Annotated in this window: 15 protein-coding genes; 13 read left to right on the top strand and 2 right to left on the bottom strand. The window is 65.9% G+C overall.

The window, feature by feature from the left end; translation table 11 throughout:
* Positions 1 to 4 precede the first annotated feature (4 nt).
* From AC6CIE_RS21960 to lysC, 13 genes are all read left to right on the top strand, one after another.
* The gene (locus AC6CIE_RS21960; protein ID WP_498093965.1) at positions 5 to 355 is read left to right on the top strand and encodes a putative holin; all 351 of its coding nucleotides are present in this window, start codon (positions 5 to 7) and stop codon (positions 353 to 355) included.
* Position 356: 1 nt separating this feature from the next.
* Positions 357 to 692 carry a phage holin family protein gene (locus tag AC6CIE_RS21955; RefSeq protein WP_498093963.1) on the top strand — a complete coding sequence of 112 codons (336 nt, stop codon included), beginning with the start codon at positions 357 to 359 and terminating at the stop codon, positions 690 to 692.
* A complete protein-coding gene (locus AC6CIE_RS21950) occupies positions 689 to 2,344 on the top strand; it encodes a hypothetical protein (RefSeq protein ID WP_498093961.1) in 1,656 nt (551 codons plus the stop codon). Before AC6CIE_RS21955 ends, AC6CIE_RS21950 begins: the two co-directional genes overlap by 4 nt.
* Positions 2,345 to 2,346: 2 nt before the next feature.
* A complete protein-coding gene (locus tag AC6CIE_RS21945; protein WP_498093959.1) occupies positions 2,347 to 3,516 on the top strand; it encodes a hypothetical protein in 1,170 nt (389 codons plus the stop codon).
* A gap of 286 nt (positions 3,517 to 3,802) precedes the next feature.
* Positions 3,803 to 4,450 carry a hypothetical protein gene (locus AC6CIE_RS21940; RefSeq protein ID WP_498093957.1) on the top strand — a complete coding sequence of 216 codons (648 nt, stop codon included), beginning with the start codon at positions 3,803 to 3,805 and terminating at the stop codon, positions 4,448 to 4,450.
* Between the two features lie 19 nt (positions 4,451 to 4,469).
* The gene (locus tag AC6CIE_RS21935; protein WP_498093955.1) at positions 4,470 to 4,808 is read left to right on the top strand and encodes a hypothetical protein; all 339 of its coding nucleotides are present in this window, start codon (positions 4,470 to 4,472) and stop codon (positions 4,806 to 4,808) included.
* Positions 4,805 to 5,278: a hypothetical protein gene (locus AC6CIE_RS21930; RefSeq protein WP_498093953.1), complete on the top strand. Its 474-nt coding sequence runs from the start codon at positions 4,805 to 4,807 to the stop codon at positions 5,276 to 5,278. Before AC6CIE_RS21935 ends, AC6CIE_RS21930 begins: the two co-directional genes overlap by 4 nt.
* Before the next feature lie 10 nt (positions 5,279 to 5,288).
* Entirely contained in the window at positions 5,289 to 6,458 is a 1,170-nt protein-coding gene (locus AC6CIE_RS21925) for a tail fiber domain-containing protein (protein ID WP_498093951.1), read from the top strand.
* 1 nt (position 6,459) lies between these two features.
* Positions 6,460 to 8,256 (top strand): hypothetical protein, encoded by a 1,797-nt coding sequence (locus AC6CIE_RS21920; RefSeq protein WP_498093949.1) that lies wholly within the window; start codon positions 6,460 to 6,462, stop codon positions 8,254 to 8,256.
* Positions 8,243 to 16,471 (top strand): pyrophosphatase-like OB fold-containing protein, encoded by an 8,229-nt coding sequence (locus AC6CIE_RS21915; RefSeq protein ID WP_498093947.1) that lies wholly within the window; start codon positions 8,243 to 8,245, stop codon positions 16,469 to 16,471. The genes AC6CIE_RS21920 and AC6CIE_RS21915 overlap by 14 nt, the downstream gene beginning before the upstream one ends.
* Positions 16,472 to 16,534: 63 nt before the next feature.
* On the top strand, positions 16,535 to 16,945 hold the full coding sequence (locus AC6CIE_RS21910) for a M15 family metallopeptidase (RefSeq protein WP_498093945.1): 411 nt from the start codon (positions 16,535 to 16,537) through the stop codon (positions 16,943 to 16,945).
* A complete protein-coding gene (locus AC6CIE_RS21905) occupies positions 16,945 to 17,328 on the top strand; it encodes a hypothetical protein (RefSeq protein WP_498093943.1) in 384 nt (127 codons plus the stop codon). Before AC6CIE_RS21910 ends, AC6CIE_RS21905 begins: the two co-directional genes overlap by 1 nt.
* Positions 17,231 to 17,485, top strand: a complete 255-nt coding sequence (lysC, locus tag AC6CIE_RS21900) for an Rz1-like lysis system protein LysC (protein ID WP_498093941.1) — start codon at positions 17,231 to 17,233, stop codon at positions 17,483 to 17,485. The genes AC6CIE_RS21905 and lysC overlap by 98 nt, the downstream gene beginning before the upstream one ends.
* A gap of 37 nt (positions 17,486 to 17,522) precedes the next feature.
* Here the strand turns inward: lysC and AC6CIE_RS21895 are convergent, their stop codons facing one another.
* Both AC6CIE_RS21895 and AC6CIE_RS21890 read right to left on the bottom strand, forming a co-directional pair.
* Positions 17,523 to 17,771, bottom strand: a complete 249-nt coding sequence (locus AC6CIE_RS21895; RefSeq protein ID WP_498093939.1) for a hypothetical protein — start codon at positions 17,769 to 17,771, stop codon at positions 17,523 to 17,525.
* A 94-nt stretch (positions 17,772 to 17,865) separates the two neighbouring features.
* Complete coding sequence (locus tag AC6CIE_RS21890) at positions 17,866 to 18,279, bottom strand: response regulator (RefSeq protein ID WP_498093937.1); 414 nt, start codon at positions 18,277 to 18,279, stop codon at positions 17,866 to 17,868.
* Positions 18,280 to 18,298 lie beyond the last annotated feature (19 nt).

Genomic DNA, 18,298 nt, shown 5'->3' with positions numbered 1-18,298 from the left:
AAAAATGGCTGAACCTACCAGCACGGTCGGTGCCGCAGTGGCCACGGCGTCCGGCGTCCTATTCGCGGCACTGTTGCCCGGCATCGACAGCGGCGCGCTGATCGGGGCGTTCGCGGGCGCGGCGGTGTTCATGATGCACAGTCGCGAACTCGGGCTGGTCCGCCGCCTCGGCTACGGCTTGGTTTCCTGGCTGCTGGGCTACTTCGGCGCCGGGGAGCTTAGCCAAGTCACGGGCGTGAACGAAACCGTGATTACCGGCTTTGTCGCTGCGGCAGTGGCGGTGACCATCGCCGTTACGGCCATCGAACGGATCAAGACGTTCGACATCTCGGTGCTTTGGAAACGGGGAGGCTGATATGCACACGTCCACAATCGCACTCGGCATGACGGGTCACCATCTGGTGGCCTTTCTTTTTGTTGCGGTGAATCTTGGCACGGCCGGCAGGCTGATCTGCTACCGGCGAAAAGGTGCGCGGTATCGCCCGGGCATGTCCGCGATCGCCTACCTGTTGGCGGTCTTCACGGGCGGGCAGGGGTTGGACGTGCTTATTCGCCAGGGCCAGCTTGGCCCCTGGGCTGGCGGCGTTACGCTCTGGCAGCTGGGCATCGCGGTGCTGCTGGCGATCCTGGTGTTTCGGGCGCGGGGCAATGTCGCCGCCATCGGCAAGCCTGCACGGGCGCAGTGGCGATGAGGGAAGCGATCAAGGCGTTCACCGGCATGTTGCCGCGCGTCGAGCCGCACCTCCTGCCTGCTGGCGCCAGCCAGGATGCGCTGAATGCCAACCTGCAGCGCGGCTCGCTCGTTCCGTACAAGGTGCCGGTCAAGGTCGCCGACCTCGCCAAAGTGGGCACCAAGCGCGCGATTTATCGCTTCGGGCGCTCGGTGGATGACGATGCGCGGTACTGGTTTCACTGGACCAACGACACCGACGTGGCGCGTGGCGCGATCCCAGACGACGCGCAAGAACGCACCTACTTCACCGAAGCGGGCCAGCCGCCCCGGGTGACGGACTCGACCATGGCGACCACGAACAACCTGATGCCGTCCGCCTGGTATCGCCTTGGAATCCCGGCGCCGACGTCGCGCGCCACGGTGACCGTCGCCGCGCAGCCCAATCCGCCGGAGAATCTGGAGCGGCAGTCGTGCCTGGTGGCGTACACCTTCGTCTCAGGCTGGGGCGAGGAAGGGCCGGCCAACGAAGTGAGCGACCCGTTTGACGCCGCCACGGACGACACCCTCAACCTCATCAACTTGGAGGGACCGCCGGCGGGCGAATACAACATCACGCACAAGCGGCTCTACCTTTCCACCACGGATGCGACCGGTACCGCGATCCTGCGGTTCTGGAAAGAGATTCCCGCGGGCGCCGTGACGTTCAGCGACAAGGTGGACTTCACGATGCTCGGCGAGGCTTTGCCGGAACGCGCACTGGTGCCGCCGCCGGCCGACCTGTTCGGTCTGATGGACCATCCTGCCGGATTCATGATCGGGTTTTCCGGCAAGCGAGTGTACCGCTCGGAAGTGTTCAAGCCCTTCGGCTGGCCGTACTACTCGCCCGTGGCCGACGAGATTGTGGGCGGAGCCGTCATGGGGCAGGCTACGGTGGTTTGCACCAAGGGCGATACCTATCTGGCGACCCAGGCAGACCCGGTCACGCTGACGCCGGTGCGCCTGGATGGCAACCAGCCGTGCGTCGCCAAGCGTTCGATTCGAGCGTTCAAGGGTGGCGTGGTGTATGCCTCGCCGGACGGCTTGGTCATGGTTGATCAGACGGGCGGCATTGGGCTGGTCACGGAGGAGCTGCTGACGCGCGAGCAATGGCAAGCCTACCGACCCGAATCCATGCACGCCAACGTCCACGACAACCGGCTTTTTTGCTGGTACGACACCGGCGCCGCCCGGGGCGGCCTGATCTTCGACCTGACGCGCGGCGCCATGTCGATGACGCGCACTGACGTGTACGCCACAGCGTCGTATTCGGACGGCCGGCGCGACGAACTGTTCCTGGCGCTACCCGCCGGCGGCGTGCACAAATGGGGCGGCGGGGCGCTCCCCCTGGCCATGCGCTGCGTCAGCAAAAAGTACTTGCTCGAGCGAGCGCAAAACATTGGGGCTGCGCAGGTCGTGGCCGCGGCATATCCCGTGACATTCCGGCTACGTGCCGTGATCGAGGCCGTAGGCGGTGCGCGCGAGGTGGTTGTCGAGCACGTCGTGCAAAGCGGGCGCCCGTTCCGGCTGCGGGGGAACTACCGCGCGCGCAGCTACGAGTTCACGGTCGAGGGAACGGCGGCAATCACAGAGGTCACGGTGGCGTCGACCTTGGGCAACGTCACGGCGGTCTGAGCATGGCAACTTCTCCGCGATCCGGCCTGCGCTATACGGACCTGCCGGCGATCGAGGCTGCCCAGCTGCCCGGCAATCCGGCGGCCACACGCGCGCTCGAGCAGATGAGGATGACGCTCGCCACGCGCTTCGGCAAAGGCGGCCAGGCCGTCGACCGGGCCGTCACCTGGGGCGACCTGGTCGAGAACGGCATCGTGTCGATGCGGGGCACCGACGGCAAACCTATCCTCATCACGAACCCGGGCGGCGCGTTCCAACCCAGCATGCCGCCAGCGGTTGACGGAATTCCGCCGGCGCCCACCGGCTTCACAGTGACGCCGGCGCTCGGCGCCGTGGTGCTGGAGTGGGACAAGCCGAATTTCGCCTACTTTGGCTACGCCGAAATCTTCCGGGGGACCACGGACAACCAGGCGCAAGCGCTCAGCGTGGGACAGACGACGGGATGGGTGTATGCCGATCCGGTGGGCACGGACGCTGCTACGACGTACTACTACTGGATCCGGTTCGTGTCGGTCGGTGGGAAGATCGGACCATTCAATTCCGCTGGCGGTACCGCTGGCGCCGTGTCGTTGGACCCGGCCTACTTGATCGACGTCCTGGCCGCGGCCGGCGACCCCAAGGCGCTGCTCTACGAAGTCCATGAGCCGACGGAAATCAACGGCGTGCCGGTTCCGCCGGGCATCTATATCCGCAACTTGTATGTCGCCAATGGCTCGATCAGCACGCTCCAGCTGGGCAACGCCGCCATCACGGACGCCAAGGTGGCGTCCCTGTCCGCGGCCAAGGTGACATTCGGAGAAATGAGCGGCGATCGGATCGCGGTCAACAGCCTGAACGCGGATCGCCTGACGGTGGCATCGCTATCTGCCCGCCTGGCCGTCATCACCGACGCGTATGTCAAGACGGCCAACATCCAGGACGCGGCTATCACCAATGCCAAGATCGCCAACCTGAGCGCCGAAAAGATCACCGCCGGCGTCTTGAACGCGGCCCGCATCGCCGGCGGATCCATAACGGCGGACAAGCTGAACGTCACGTCACTGTCCGCCATTACCGCGACGATCGGCCTGTTGCGTACGGCGGTCAGCGGGGCCCGTCTTGAGATACGCGACAACCTGTTGCTCGTTTTCGATGCGGCCAACGTTCTGCGCGTGCGCCTGGGGATCTGGTAGTGCCTGCGGGAGTGGAAACGTACGGCCCCAACGGGGCGGTCCTTACCTCGTACACAAGCAAGATTGCGCGTCAGCGGGGCTCGTTCTTCACGGGCACCTCGGACGGAGCGTTGAACTTCCCTGAGCTGGCAGACGGGATACCGTGGGTCGCGTCGTTTCCGCTGGGCTCGCCGTCGCACAGCAACGCCCCGGCGATCTTCAGAGAGGGAACAACCATCCGCTGGCGCTTTGTTTCGGGAATGCCGGGCGATCGCGTCTCGGTAAAAGTCGTCTACGGGGTCAGGTAATGGGTACGGGCTTTCAGGTGATGTCGGGCGCGAGCGAGCTGATTGTCGACAGCTCCTCGATCAATATGTTTTTGCGCCACGCCGGCGTCGCAAACACGGACGTGACTGTCCCGGCCATCGACCCGGTCGTGTTTATCAGGCCGCTGGCCGACCCTGGATATCTCAGGTTGGCGAACCTGGTGAACGGGCAACTGCAACTGTCCTTCCGCAACCCGTGCGAGTACTACGTGTTTGATCGGCCGGTAGAGCCCAGTTACCTGGATGCCTTCAACGAGTCCGGACAGCAGATTTTTACCGCTGCGCAGCGGCCGCTGGACATCATCGGCAGCGTGACCATTCCGGCCTATTACGAGGCATACCGACTGGCGTTCCAGGACGGCTGGACCTACAGCGGCCTGGTATCGGGCAAGTACGCGTACAACCAGTCCTATATCCGACAGGGGTTCAACTGCCAGCCCTACGTGGGCGGGGGCTGGATTTCGTACCTCGTAATGGAAACGCTCGCGCCGACCGCAAATGGCTTCTGGGCAAGCTTCGCGGAATGGTCCACGCCATTCATCGGATGGGCTCCGGTTTACGCCAACGCCTTTGTCTCATACGCGCCCAGCGTGGAAGTGTCGATCATCGACGTCGCGGGCATCCTTTAACCAGCATCGGAATAAATCCATGAACAAGGAAATCGAGAGCGTCATTTTCTCCAACGTCGGCAACCGGCTGACTCAAGAGCTGGCCATGGGTTTGGTCATGAGCCTGGCCCAGATCCTGCACCAGGCCGTGCAGGCTGAGCGACAAGCGGCGGCTGCCAGCGCCGCGGAGGCGGGAGCGCTGGGCGCTGACACGAGCCAGGGGGCAGAGGCACCGGCGCCGGGCGTTGGTCAGATTACGCCGGCCGCGATTATCGACCCAGCCTACCAGCGCAATCGGGCGCCGGCGCGGCCCGCGCGAAAAACGGCCGCCCGGCCCAAGGTCGCGGCAAGCACCAAGACCAAGAAGGCGCGCCAATGAGCGCGCCTTTTTTTGACCCGGCCCTGGCCCTGCGCTGGATGCGGGGTAACAAGGCCGCCGTCGACTTCCTACGCCTGGCGTTCCAGGTGGCGCACCTGTGGGATGACCTGATCGACCGCGACCGAGTGCTGGCGGACGACGCCATCAACGAAGGCATGTTCACCGCGCTAGTGCTGCTGCCGCGCAACCCATTCTACCGGGCCAACTTCGACACGCTCAATTCCGTTCTGGCGAACGCCAGCACCAACTGGCGCATTGCGACCGAGCTGGAGCGCGCCGAGGGCACCGCACCCAAGCGGATCGCCTACGTGTTGCGAGGCGCGTACATGGACCTGGTCACGCACAGCGCGCTGCTGCTGGGCGGGCCGACGTGGGCGCGGGACGTGGGCGTGGAGCTGCGGCAACTGACCGAGCCCTGGGGCGAGTACTTGACCAACCTTGAGGCCGAGCGGGCCGCGCGAGGAGACTGACATGGGCTGCATGTCGACTGAAGTGAAGCAGGACCCGGCCGTGGGCCGGGCGCAGGAGGCGAACGCGCAAATTGGGATGCGCGCGCAGGATCTGGCCGAGCGCAACTTCGAATGGAACAAGGACCTGACGGAGCGGTTCGCACCGATATACCAGGGCCTGATGAACAACGCTCTGGGCGAAGCCGCGAAGAACGCAGAACGTGGCGACGATCAGTGGCAGCAATACAAGGACGTCTTCCAGCCCATCGAAAACAAGATGGCCGACGAGGCCATGAACTATGACAGTCCGGAGGAGGTGGCGCGCCGCGAAGGATTGGCAGCCGCTACGGTAGGCCGGCAGTTCGACAACACCCAGGAGCAGACGTCGCGCGAGATGGCACGCATGGGCGTGTCGCCCACCAGCAGCCTGGGCAGTGCCGCCATGACGGACCAGGCGAACGCCAGGGCGCTGGCTACGGCAGGCGCTGTCACGAAAGAGCGCAACGACACCAAGATTCTGGGCATGAGCCTGCGCGAAAACGCTGCGCGCTTCGGACGTAATCAGACGGGGACCGGGATCGCTGCGTCGCAGGCGGCGCTGCAGGCCGGCAACTCCGCGACCGGCGTTATGGGTGCGCAGTCTGCCCAGGGCAATGCCGCGGGCACCGGCCAGGGCCTGCTGGGCGCGGCAAGCGGTGCCTACAACTCGATGGGCAACATGGGCATGAGTCAGATGCAGATGCAACAACAGGCGAATTCGTCCAGTCAGGCAGGCCTGGGTTCTCTGCTTGGCACCGGGCTGATGGCCGGCGCCATGATGTTCTCGTCAAAGGAACTGAAGGAGGATGGCGCGCCCATCGACGATGACGCAGCGCTCGAGGGCCTGACGCAGGTTCCAGTCGAATCTTGGAAGTATCAGGACGGGGTGGCTGACGGTGGCCGCCACGTCGGCCCGTACGCCGAAGACATGCAGGCGGCATTCGGCGACGAGGTTGCGCCTGGCGGTGTGGGCCTGGACATGATCAGCGTGAGCGGGAAGCACCACGCCGCGATCCGCGCCCTGGCCAAGAAGGTAGAGCGGCTGGAGCAGCAGCGCGGGAGCAAGCCCGTGGAAAAGGAGAACGGGGCCGGCTTGGCTGATCTCGTGCCCTCGCTCGCCGGGGACCTCTCCGGCGGTTTGATCGGACTGGAGAGCATTTGACATGGCGAACTACGGAAGTTTTGCAGGGGGCCTGGCCGACGGGCTGCGCAATGGCATGGCAATTGGGCAGGCGTATGACGCGGCCAGGGACCGGAAGCTCGCGCGAGAAGCTGACGAGAAGCGCAAGCAAGTGGAAAAGGAGATCGCCGAAGCCATGGCCGGTAATGCGGCGCGGCAAGGCGCTCCGGCCGGTCTGGAACGCGTGCAAGTCGCGCAATCCGTGCCAAACGGTTCAGCCATGGGCGACACCTGGGGGTTGCAGCCTGTGTCGGTTGGTGCGCCGGCGGCGATGGACAAGACGCCAGGGCTGGACGCCAGCTCCGTGGGCCTGGCGGATTCGGCGCCAAGCGCCTTCGCGGGGACCGCGTTGCGCCAGGAATTCGGTCCGACCATGGCGGCATCGGCTGAAAAAAAAAGTCCGCAACCCGCTGATTACCTCGGCGGCGGCGAGTTCGGTCAGATCGCCGACGGCCTGACGCGTGCATACCGTAAGGCGCTCGAGTTGGGCGAGCCCGGGCGCGCAATGCAGTTGCTGGCCGATCGGGAGAAATTCGTCGGCCAGCATCGCGAACAAGCGTTCAACTCTGCACAGAGCCGCTACCAGCTGACCGGCGACCCCAATGCGTACGTTCCGTTTGTGAACCGCTTTATGCCCGGTGGCATTGAGGTGACCTCGATCAACAAGCGCTCCGAGCAGGCGGGCGGCGCGCCCGTCTATGACTTTGTCGGTGTGGACACAGCCACCGGCAAGCCCATCCAGCAGCCGATCAGCGAGTTCATGTTGCAGAGCTTCGTGCGCAACGTCAGCGACCCCAAAGCGCAGCAGGCCATGGTCGCGCAGCAAGCGAAGTCGCTCTGGGAGGCGGAGCAAAAGCGCCGCGACAAGCTGCTGGAGAGCCAGCTGCGCAGCGACGAGGAGCTGCGCAAGCCGCGTGTCCTGGGCAAGGATCAGACGCTGTATGTGCCCGACGGCAAGGGTGGCATGCGGGTTGGGGCAGAGGGCAGTGAAGCGGGTAAGCCCAAGATGGTGACGTCCAACAAGGATCTGGCCAACCACGTCATGCGCCTGTTCAAGGTGGACAGCCTGGAAGGCCTGGGCGACGACGAGCGCAAGCAGGTCAGCGGGATCATCGCCACCGGCGAAAACATCAACCGGCTCAATGCGGGTACGCCCGAAGGCGAGGTCTTGACGGCTGGGAACCTGGCGGCGCTGGCCCAACAGGTGCAGGGCGGGACGGCGGATATCGTGCCCATCCGCCTGGGCGATCGCCAGTTCGGATTCGGCGTGGAGCACGAGGGGCAGCTGATTCGCCTGCCGGTGTCGGTGGTGCCGAAGCAGGTTCAGGAGCAGATTCGCGCGCGGCTGATGCAAGGCGGAACGTCTCGGCCTGGCGGCCCCGCTGGCCCCGGCGCCCAGACACCGGCGCAGCCAAACCGGGCCGCCGCCACCCCTGGCCGCACGCCCGCCACGCCCGGCACGCCGGCACCCGCCGCCGCGCCAGCCCGGCAAGTCGACGAGCGCCCGGAGGGGGTCCAGTTGGACGCCGCCCGCGCGCAGCTGCACCAGGCGGAGGCGCTGGTGCGGCAGCTCCGCACCCGGCCGCCGGGGATGAAAGCCGGTGCCGAAGCGCGCGCCAAGCATGCGACGCTCCTGCAACAGGCGGAGCGAGATGTGGAGCTGGCACGGACGGCTGAACAGGCGGCTGCCGACAGCTGGGCCAGAGCGACTGAAGGATCCGAAATCACGCGTGCCGCTATGGGCCGCAGCAACGGAGAGGGTGTAGATGGACAACTTTGAGAAGCGCGATGACGATGTCGAGTTCAAAGACAGCGTGGATGCGCGCCGCGACGGTGTGCGGCAGGATCTGAGCCTGCGATTCTCGGACGCGAAGGCGCCCACCGGCGCGCCACTGGAGACCGTGCCGTTTACGTTCCGCGTTGCCGACTTCCAGCAGCCGCAGCAAGACGCTAGCGGCATCGAGTTTGTCGACTATCCCAAGACCTTCGCCGGCGGTGCAATCAAGGGCGCGGGCAGCGCCGTGCGCGGCGTTGGAAAGGTGGCCGAAGGATTGGGACGTGTAGGGGTTACCGCCCTCAACCAGGCCTTCGACGCCGGGCTGGAAATTCCCAGCAATCCGCTCGAAGGTGCGGCGGATGCGACTCGAGACCTGGGGCAGCGCGTGCTTGATTCGCGCAGCGCCGAGGCGAAGCAGCGCGAGGCGGACTCGCAGCCGGGGGGGGGCCTGGACAAGCCGGAGACGTGGACGCTTGGCCGAGACCCATCAGCGTCGGGCTTGGCCCTCCAGGCTTTGAACGCCAGCGGCTCCAGCCTGTTGCCGATCGCGGCTTCGTTGGCAGCCGGCCCGGCTGGCGTCGGGGCGCGCATGGCGGCCGGTGCGGGCGCGGGCGGCGCGATGGGCGGCGGCGGCGCCATCGAACAGGCACGCGAGACCATCGACGCAATGGACGACCAGCAGCTGGCTGCGGCCTCGTCCGGCTTTCGCGACTTGCTCGCCCAGGGGCTGACGGCGTCCGAGGCGCGGGCGCGCGTACGCGCCGCGGCGGAGGATGCGGCGTTTGCACGTACGGTCCCGGTATCCGCTGCGGGCGGCGCCGCGACGGGTAGGATTCTGTCGCCGGCTGGGCGCGTGCTCGGTGGCCGCGGCGCGGTCGCGCAGACTGTGGGGCGCGCCGGACTGGCCGGCACTGAGGAGGCCGTCCAGGAAGTGGGCGAAGGCGTAGCGACGCAGAAGGGTATCAACGCGGGCGCTGGCATGAACCTGGATCCGCTGGAGGGGTCGTTCGGCAACGCGGCACTGGGTTTCGTCGCCGGCGTGGGGCCCGGCGCCGTTCACGGCGCGGCCGACGGTTTGCGAAACCGCGGCGTGGGCGCGACGCCAGCGCTGGAGGCCGGTGACGTGATGCACACCAGCGGCCGGCCCTTCGTGACGGCCAGCGCCGCGCGGCAGCAGGCCGAGCAGATGGATGGCGGCGCTCAGGTGCTGCGCTACGGAAACGGCTTCATTGTTCGACCTGGCCGGCAGGTCGAGGAGGCTGCATCGACGACGTCATCGGAAGCTCCGTCCTACTCGCCGGGTGAGAGTATTTGGTTGCGCGATCGAGGTTATGGGCAGGAAGTTCCAGTCGAATTCCTGGGCGCAGTGGACATTGAGCCTTCTGCGCAGGCTGGTGGCGAGCCGCTGGCGAGGGTGCGTACAGAAGACGGCAAGGAAAAGACTGTGCCCATGTCCCAGCTAGATCGAGAATTCACGATGTGGGTCGGAGGGGCGCCGCCTTCTGCAGGATCGGAACCGGCAGTCCCTAAAACGCCGGCGTTCGCGCGCGGCCAGGAGGTCTACCTGCGCCAGAACGGCCGCGAACTGGGCGTCGAGTTCCTGGGCGTGGAGCGCAATGCCGCGACGGCGCGCGCCGGTGGCGAACCACTGGCGCGCATTCGAACCGCAGACGGACGCGGGCATTTCGTGCGCCTTTCCGAGCTGGCGGCCGATCCTATGCCGGGAAACACCCTGCGGCAAGCCATGGATGGTCCCGCAGCGCTGGGCGGGCCGGAAGCTTTCCCTGTGCTGGACGGGCCCGTGCGGCGCGACGCTCTGCCCGCACCCGAAGGGTATTCCGCTGGCGACGGGTTCACGGCGCGCGAGTCTTGGCGCATGCCCTCCAATGCCCCGCGTGGAATCCGAAACAACAACCCGGGCAACATCCAGAAGGGTGTCGGCTTCGCCGGCGAGGTGGAAGGCAATGATCCGCGCTTCGCAACCTTCGCGACGCCGGAGGACGGAATCCGGGCCACCGCACGGAATCTTCTCACCTATCAACGCCAGCACGGGTTGGACACGGTACAGGACATCCTGAACCGCTGGGCGCCGCCGTCGGAAAACGACACGGGCGCCTACGTGCAGCAGGTCGCGCGAGCACTGGGCGTTGACGCTGGCGAGCGGCTGGACCTCAGTGACCCCGGCACGCTGGAACGCCTCACGACGGCCATCATCCGGCACGAAAACGGCATGCAGCCGTACACGGCAGAGCAGCTTGCCGAAGGGGTGGGCGCGGCCCTTGCTGGTACTCCCGCGCGCGGCGCATTGCCGGCGCCCGTGTACCAGGTGGATGGGGGCGGCGTTGCCGCGACAGCCGGCCAGCGTGACGCCGATTTGGAACGCCAGGCGGCCATGGGCCTGACGCCCGATGTGGCCGCCGCCGGCGAGCGGCATCCAGGCGCGGCGATCGACACAGCTGCGAACGAGGCAGCGACCTCTCCCACGAATGGCCGGCCAGAGCCGTCGGAAGCTCAGAAGGTGGCCGGCAACTACAAGGTTGGGCGCACGCGCGTGGCTGGCCTGGAATTGTCGATCGAGAATCCAGAGGGGTCGGAGCGTCGCGGCACCGCGCCGGACGGTACCGCGTGGGTGAACCGGATGGCTGGCCACTACGGCCACATCCGCCGCACGGAAGGCGCCGACGGTGACCAGGTCGACGTGTTCGTGCGCCCGGGCACGCCGCCCAACTTCAGCGGCCCGGTGTTCGTGATCGACCAGGTGGACCCCGGGCACCGTGGGTTCGATGAATCCAAGGTGATGTTGGGCTACGACAGCCGGGAGGAGGCTGAACGCGCGTACCGCGACAGCTACACGCCGGACTGGCGCGGCATGGGCAAGGTCACGCAGATGGACGTGCCCACGTTCAAGCGCTGGCTGGCCGATAGCGATACCACCCGGCCCGCAGCGGAATCGGGGCTTGGCACGCTGGTGTACGAGGCTGACATCGCCGCCAAGAACGGCCGGCCGTTCCTGACGCGAGGCGCAGCGCAGCGCGCCGCCACCGCGCATGGAAATGCGGAGCCCGTGCAGGTTGAAAGTGGATTCGTCGCCAGGCCGCGTACTGGGCAAGCGCCCGCCGCAGCGCCCGGGTCCACTGCGGCGGACTTCGGCCGTGATGCTCGTCGCGACTTCTTGCAGACCGTGCGGCAAGCCGGCGGCATCCGGCCGGAGCTGGCCGCCGATATCTACGGCGACCGGGCGCACCTGGCCAACCGCCGCGCACCGGGCCTATTCCGCAAGGGCGGGATGGATGCCGACATGCTGGTGGAGGCCATGCAGCAGGCCGGATACCTGCCCATGGACGGCGACACCGTCGACCTTTCAGGCACCGCCATGGATCGCGTGCGCGAGGCCCTGGAGGGCGAGGCGGTCTACACGCTGGAGCAGATGGACGAGGCTGCGCGCCGCGCGTATGCTGAGCGCCAAGCCGAACGGTTCAGCGATACGAAAGACAAGCAGAAGCTGGCCGAGGACATTTTTGGCGTCATCGACGCCATGCCCGCCGGCACGACAGAGCTGGAGCTGGCCGCACAGTTCGACGCGGCCGTCTACCTGAGCGAACAAGGAATCACGGATGTCCCAACCCAAGAAGTCATCATCGAGCGCGCCTCAATCCGAGCCGACGGCGACGCCGGACTCTACGAGGCCGACATTAAGTCCCAAGCAGCGGCGTATGGCCGACGGGACACTGGCAATTCTTCGCGCGGTGCAGGCCAACCGGGAGCGCGAGGCAACGGACCAGGCGCAGAGGGTGATCGCGCGGGCGGCCCGCAAACGCTGACACTGGAGAGGCCGACGTCCGACGGGCTACGCAATACAGCTCAGGCGGTGGCCGCCGGAGAGCAGGAGAATGCTGCGCAGGCTCGAGCGGCCGACCAGCATGCGGCAGCCGATGCGGCCCGGTACGACTTCGTCCTGACGGGGAGTGATCGGGTGGCCGACCAAGCGGAGGCGCGCGGGCAGCGCACTCTGTTGAATGGCCCGCGACCGCTAGAGCGGCGCTCAGCTGAAGAACCCCGGCCCCGCGCCGGGGTTTCTGTTTCCGAGGCCACGAAAGTTGCTGACGCTTTCATGGGCAAGCTGCCTGGCGCGGCCAGCCTTCGGGTGTCCGTCGTGGAAAGCGTGGACCAGATCCCGGAGGTGGCCAAGCCGTCTACTCTCGCCGAGGGCGCCTATTACCCTGCGCATGACGGCGGGCGCATCTACCTGGTGGCTGAGAACCTGCCTACGGCCGAGCGTCTGCACCAGGTCCTGACGCATGAGGTGGTGGGGCATTTCGGCGTGGAGGCGGTGCTGGGTGATCGCTTCGGCGAGGTTCTGGCGGACGTGCGCCGCCTGGCGCGGGCGCCTGACGGCGCGCACATCCCGCGCAACGCCGGCCCGGATCATCAGCATTACGCCACGTTCGAAGCGGTGACGCTGCGCTACCCCGACTACTCCGCCGAAAACCGGGCCCGCGAAGTCCTGGCCCGGATGGCGGAGCAGGGCCAGCGCCCTGTTTTCCTGGAGCGAGTCTACGGCAAGATCCGAGCCGCGCTGCGACGGCTCGGCCTGAATCTGAAGCTGACCAACATCGACATCAAACAGATGGTGATCGATGCCGGCCGATTCTTGCAGCGTGCGCCAGCCGCTCGCGTGAGCGCGGGCATGCAGGAGGCGGCGGCCTCCCTGGCTGCGGAATCGCGCCGTGGCGCGGAACCCGTCGACCTGCCTCCGACCGTGATCGGCCAACGGCTGGGCACCGCCGGCAAGCACCCCGACCACGGTGCTGCCAAGGCCGGCGACACCGAGGCGGCGTATCGACTTCTCAAAGACGTGTTGTCGCGTGAGGCCGTCGAACAGGTGCGCGCGGCGATCGGCGACGAGAAGCCAGTCATCGTGCCCGTGCTGGCGGTCGAGGCTGCTGGCCACAACAAAATTCCCGCGGTCACAGCTATGGCTCTTGGCCAGCAGTTGGGTTTGACGGTGGACAGAGGGATTTATCAGTCCGTCAGAGCCAAGCGGACGGCGCTGGATGGTATGGGCCGAATTTTTCAGCAGCCTGAATTTGATGGAGAGGTGCAGCCGGGCAGGGCGTACTTCCTCGTGGATGACACCCTGACGCAGGGCGGAACCCTTGCCGCGCTCGCTTCGCACATCCGGCAAAACGGGGGCCGGGTCGTCGGCTCGTTTGCGTTGACCGGTAAGCTCTACAGTGCTACTTTGCGGCTGTCTCCCGAAACCCTGTCTGCACTGCGAGCCCGCTATGGTGATGTCGAACAAGCCTTCCGCGAAGCCACTGGCCGCGGCTTCGACTCGCTCACAGAGTCAGAAGGACGTTATCTCGCCAAGCATGACGCGCCTGACGCCGTCCGAAGTCGAATCCTTGCTGAAAGACATGCGCGAGTCGATGGAGTTGGCGGTAAGGCTACTGAAGAAAGATCCTCTGCCGCTCTAACATCGGAGCGCCCCGACGAAGCCCCGCCAAGTGCGGGGCTTTCCACATCTGGCCCTTTGGAATCGCGGGCAGCGTCGGCGAACGCCGATGGCGTGGCCGCGGGACCCGTCCCAACCAAGGAGCCCAAGCGCGGCGCCAAGATTGCGCGGCCGGGCGAATCTCTGTCCGACATCGAGCGCCGCCAGCGCAACAAGTTCCTGGGGAAGATCGGCGCATGGGCGGAGCAGGAGCCCATCAAGGAGCGCTTGGCCAAGGCATCCGACCGGTGGCAGGCCAAGCTGGTGCAGGGCATCTTCGACCAGTTCGCGCCGCTCAAGGGCATCAGCGCAACCGCCTACATGCAGGCGCGCCTGTCCAAGGGTGCAGACGGCGCAGCGGAGTATCTGGTCCGCCATGGCGCAGTCAAGTTGCAGGACGGCGCGCTGGACACCGCCGGCGGGAAGGGCCTGGCCGAGATCCTGGCCGGCCTGAATGGCGAGCACGATCATTTCATGGCCTGGATTGCAGCCAATCGGGCCGAGCGCCTGGCCGCGGAATGGCAAGTGCGATTCGACAATGGTGTGACCGAGCGTTTTGCCAACGAAGCCGCGGCGCGTGCAGAGGCGGCGAAGTGGCCCGGCGCCAAGGCCGAAGCTGCGTCGCGCGAACGCCTGTTTACGCCCGAGGACATCGCGGCCGGCAAGCGCCTCGCCGCCGGCAAGATGGCCGATGGCCGGGACCGCGCCGGGGTTTACCGCGAGGCGCTGGCTCAGTTCAACGAGCTGCAGCGGTCTGTGCTTGACGTCGCCCAGCAGGCGGGGCTGGTTGATGCCAGCGCGCGCACCCTGTGGGAGAGCGAATTTTACGTGCCGTTCTATCGGGTCATGGAGGACGATGCGACCGGAACCATGGGGCCGGGACAGATTGGCGGTCTTGTCGGGCAGCACGCTTACAAACGTCTCAAGGGTGGCACGGACAAGCTGGGCGACCTGGTGGCGAACACCGTGTCCAACTGGTCGCACCTGCTTTCCGCCAGCATGAAGAACCTGGCGGCGCAGGGCGCGTTGCAGGAGGCGGAAAAGCTGGGCATCGCGTCGCGGGTTCGCCAAGCCGAGCGCGGCAGCGTGCGGGCAATGTTCGACGGTCAGGAACGCCATTACCTGGTGAGCGATCCCCTGGTAATGAACGCCCTCACGTCCCTGCATTACGTCGGTTCCAATGATCCATTCACTAAGGCCGCGCGCAAGTTCAAGCACGCGCTTACCGTGGGGGTGACGATCAGTCCGACTTTCCGCGTGCGCAACCTGCTGCGCGACACCATCCAAGCCATGGCGATCGACAGCAACCTGTCGACGAATCCGCTGCGCAACCTGGCGGAAGGGTGGAAGGCCACCGGCGCCGAAAGCGACACCTGGCGCCGTCTCATGGCCGGCGGCGGTGCGGTGCGCTTCGGTTCCTTCAACGACGGCAATGCCCGCAACGTCAAGCGGCTGGTGGACGAATTGGGCGCGCATCCCGACGACGTCATCACGTCGCCGGCCGGCATGAGCCGGGCGATGCGCAAGGCGTTTGACTGGTACCAGGAGACGGGCGATCGGGCGGAAACCATCAACCGCGCTTCCATCTACCAACAGGCTCGCAAGGCAGGCCACAACCATCTCGAGGCCAGCTACGCAGCGCGCGACCTCATGGACTTCACCGCCGGCGGCACGTTCTCCGCCGTTCGGCTGTTGTCCCAGGTCGTGCCGTTCTTCAATGCGCGCCTGCAAGGCATGTACAAGCTGGGTCGGGGCGCGGCCGCGGACCCCGCGCGCTTTGCCGTTGTGACGGGCGCCGTCGCGATGGCGTCCGCGCTGCTGTACCTCGGAATGAAGGATGACGACGACTACAAGCAGTTGCCGGACTGGGCTCGCAACTCCTTCTGGATCACCAAGCTGCCGGGCACCAACCAGTTCGTGTACATCCCCAAGCCCTTTGAAATCGGCGCGCTCGGAAGCGTGGTCGAGCGCGGCACGGAATTGGCCTTCGGCGGGGACGACTTCCGCCTGGCCGATTTCGGCAGGACCGTGGGCGCCATCCTGACCGAGCAGCTGGCTATGAACCCCGTGCCGCAGATCGTCAAGCCCGCCATGGAAGCCGCATTCAACTATGACTCGTTCCGCGAGCGGGACATTGACTCGGTGGGTCAGCAGCGCCTGCCGGCCGGCGACCGATTTACGGCCTCGACGTCTGCCGGCGCCGTGGCGCTAGGCCGGACCCTTGGAGTATCGCCGCAGAGGCTGGAACACCTGGTGCGAGGGTATTTCGGCTGGTTGGGGACACAGGCGCTCAACGTGTCCGACCATCTGGCCCGGCCCCTGTCTGGCCTGCCGGACAACCCGCGACGCGACCTCAGCCGCCTGGACAACTGGTTCGTCGTGGGCGATTTCGTGAAGGAGTCCGACCCGCGCAGCAGCAAGTACATCCAGCGCTTCTACGACGAGCAGCGCGACGTGAACCAGGTCTACGCAGCCTACTCGCAAGCTCGCGAACTGGGCGACTTCGACCGCGCCCGCGAGTTGGCCGGCGACGACCAACTGCGCGTGCGCGCGTTGTTCAAGGCTGCGGACAGCCAGCTGCGCGACGTGAACACCAGGATCAAGGCGCTGGAGCGATCCGACATGGAGCCGGATGCAAAGCGCGCGCAGCTGGATCTGCTGTACCGCGCGCGCAACCGGCTGGCCATGATGGCGGATGAGCACGCGCGGGCCGCGCGCCCCTGACGGCAACCTACCTTTTCTGAGCGACGGCGCGCCTACGGGCGCGCTCTTTTTTGAGGAGCAACTATGTCTGGATTCGCCTTGTCGGCGCGCAGCCTGCAGCGCCTGGAGGGAGTTCACCCCCGACTTGTCGAAATCGTCAAACTGGCAATTCAACGCACGGCGGTGGATTTCACGGTGGTGGAAGGCCTGCGGACCCCCGAGCGCCAGCGCGAACTGGTGGCAGCGGGAAAGAGCCAGACCATGAACGGCCTGCACCTGCGGCAGGCCGACGGATTCGGCCATGCCGTCGACCTGGCGCCGCTTATTGGTGGCGCCATTCCGTGGAACGAATGGGCCAGGTTCAAAGAACTGGCCGACGTCGTAAAGGCCTGCGCCGGGGAGTTGGGCGTGCCGGTGGAGTGGGGCGGGGACTGGAAGACGCTCAAGGATGGGCCGCATTTTCAGCTGCCGCGTGGCTGGAAGGCAGCAGCGTGATGGCCGGCGCCAAGAAGTTTGCCGGCGTGCTGTTGGGTTGGAGAGGCTATGCAGCGGCGGCGCTGGCAGGCGCCGGCACAGTTTGGTATGTGCTGGGCGCCGTCCATGGCCAGGAACTGGCCAGAGTGAGATTGGAGCGGACTGCCGATGCCTTGGCAGTAGCGCGCGGCGCGATCGAACAAACCAACCGGGACTTGAAGGCGATGGCCGAGAACGCTCGCGCGGCGGCGGCGATCGGTCCCGAACTTACCGCGTCGATCGGCGCGCTTTCCAAGGCCTTGAAAAATGCGAATCCTCTGCCTGCTGACTGCCGGCCTGATGCTGACCGGGTGCGGAACCTCACAGACGCTGTACGTGCCGCGCGTGGTGCCGCCGCTCGATAGTGGCCTGGCGGCGCCGTGCCCAGAAATTCCGGATCCGCCCCAGGCGCCGGCCAGCTATGACGATTGGCAGGTCTGGGTGCAGGAGGAGGTGTTGGTCCGATTTGCGGTGTGCGCTGCGCGGCACAGTGCGACGGTGAACGCATGGCCTGGAAAATAGGAGAGCAGGAAAGTGCGGCGGTGAGAATTCTAAGAGATCAGCCCTTCGGTTCCGGATCACATGGCTTTGCATCGAAGGTGCCAAACGATTCCAATATCTGTTCTTCCAGAGCGGACACCTGACGCGAATCCAAAACAAAAACCGTCACCTCAGGTCTTTTCTCCTCAGCGGCGTCGCCGAGCGGGCGGTGTTCCACGCGTAGAATCATGACCTCGGGCGTACCCTTCAATCGGCCTACTTCCGTACGGATAATTTGGCTTACTGTGCCGCTCGACGCGTCGCCCATGAATCGCTCCCGTTGACGCTTCAACGTCAAGAATGGCTGGTCCCTGCGTATCGGCGGCTCCGCGCCAATCGTTGTCGAAGATCGGATGCGAGGGTCAGGCGCTGGGCCTGCGTGCTACACATTCTAAGAGCGTGTCGATGTGGACAGGCTTTTCGAGCCACGCACTTACCCCCTCAGGGTAATTCGTCATTCCGTCGTTGTGCACGCTTCCGCTCAGAATGATAATTCGCACGTCAGGGATTGGACTGAGAACCTTAAGCTGGGCTGCCAGTTCGATACCCGATATGTCTGGCAGATGTACGTCCAAGAGGATCACATCAGGCGAGAATGAAGGGACGGCTTGCAACGCGGACGCCCCATCCGACGCGATCTGAACAGAAACATCGGCATCCATCATCAGGCATTCGCCGGTCAACTCCGCCGACAAAACGTCGTCATCGACGATCAGAATTCGCATGGTTTCGGCCGACTCATTTACTATGCTGGTGGGAATGGTCGCGTACAACATCTTCCAACTGTATCAGAGA

The sequence above is a fragment of the Achromobacter sp. GQ309 genome, from assembly GCF_059759315.1.
Note: the sequence above shows the minus strand (reverse complement) of the source record. Positions and strands in the feature narration are given on the sequence as shown.

Coding starts and splice junctions, on each gene's coding strand:
- AC6CIE_RS21960 (WP_498093965.1), top strand. CDS start 5: ATGGCTGAACCTACCAGCACGGTCGGTGCCGCAGTGGCCACGGCGTCC.
- AC6CIE_RS21955 (WP_498093963.1), top strand. CDS start 357: ATGCACACGTCCACAATCGCACTCGGCATGACGGGTCACCATCTGGTG.
- AC6CIE_RS21950 (WP_498093961.1), top strand. CDS start 689: ATGAGGGAAGCGATCAAGGCGTTCACCGGCATGTTGCCGCGCGTCGAG.
- AC6CIE_RS21945 (WP_498093959.1), top strand. CDS start 2,347: ATGGCAACTTCTCCGCGATCCGGCCTGCGCTATACGGACCTGCCGGCG.
- AC6CIE_RS21940 (WP_498093957.1), top strand. CDS start 3,803: ATGGGTACGGGCTTTCAGGTGATGTCGGGCGCGAGCGAGCTGATTGTC.
- AC6CIE_RS21935 (WP_498093955.1), top strand. CDS start 4,470: ATGAACAAGGAAATCGAGAGCGTCATTTTCTCCAACGTCGGCAACCGG.
- AC6CIE_RS21930 (WP_498093953.1), top strand. CDS start 4,805: ATGAGCGCGCCTTTTTTTGACCCGGCCCTGGCCCTGCGCTGGATGCGG.
- AC6CIE_RS21925 (WP_498093951.1), top strand. CDS start 5,289: ATGTCGACTGAAGTGAAGCAGGACCCGGCCGTGGGCCGGGCGCAGGAG.
- AC6CIE_RS21920 (WP_498093949.1), top strand. CDS start 6,460: ATGGCGAACTACGGAAGTTTTGCAGGGGGCCTGGCCGACGGGCTGCGC.
- AC6CIE_RS21915 (WP_498093947.1), top strand. CDS start 8,243: ATGGACAACTTTGAGAAGCGCGATGACGATGTCGAGTTCAAAGACAGC.
- AC6CIE_RS21910 (WP_498093945.1), top strand. CDS start 16,535: ATGTCTGGATTCGCCTTGTCGGCGCGCAGCCTGCAGCGCCTGGAGGGA.
- AC6CIE_RS21905 (WP_498093943.1), top strand. CDS start 16,945: ATGGCCGGCGCCAAGAAGTTTGCCGGCGTGCTGTTGGGTTGGAGAGGC.
- lysC (WP_498093941.1), top strand. CDS start 17,231: ATGCGAATCCTCTGCCTGCTGACTGCCGGCCTGATGCTGACCGGGTGC.
- AC6CIE_RS21895 (WP_498093939.1), bottom strand. CDS start 17,771: ATGGGCGACGCGTCGAGCGGCACAGTAAGCCAAATTATCCGTACGGAA.
- AC6CIE_RS21890 (WP_498093937.1), bottom strand. CDS start 18,279: ATGTTGTACGCGACCATTCCCACCAGCATAGTAAATGAGTCGGCCGAA.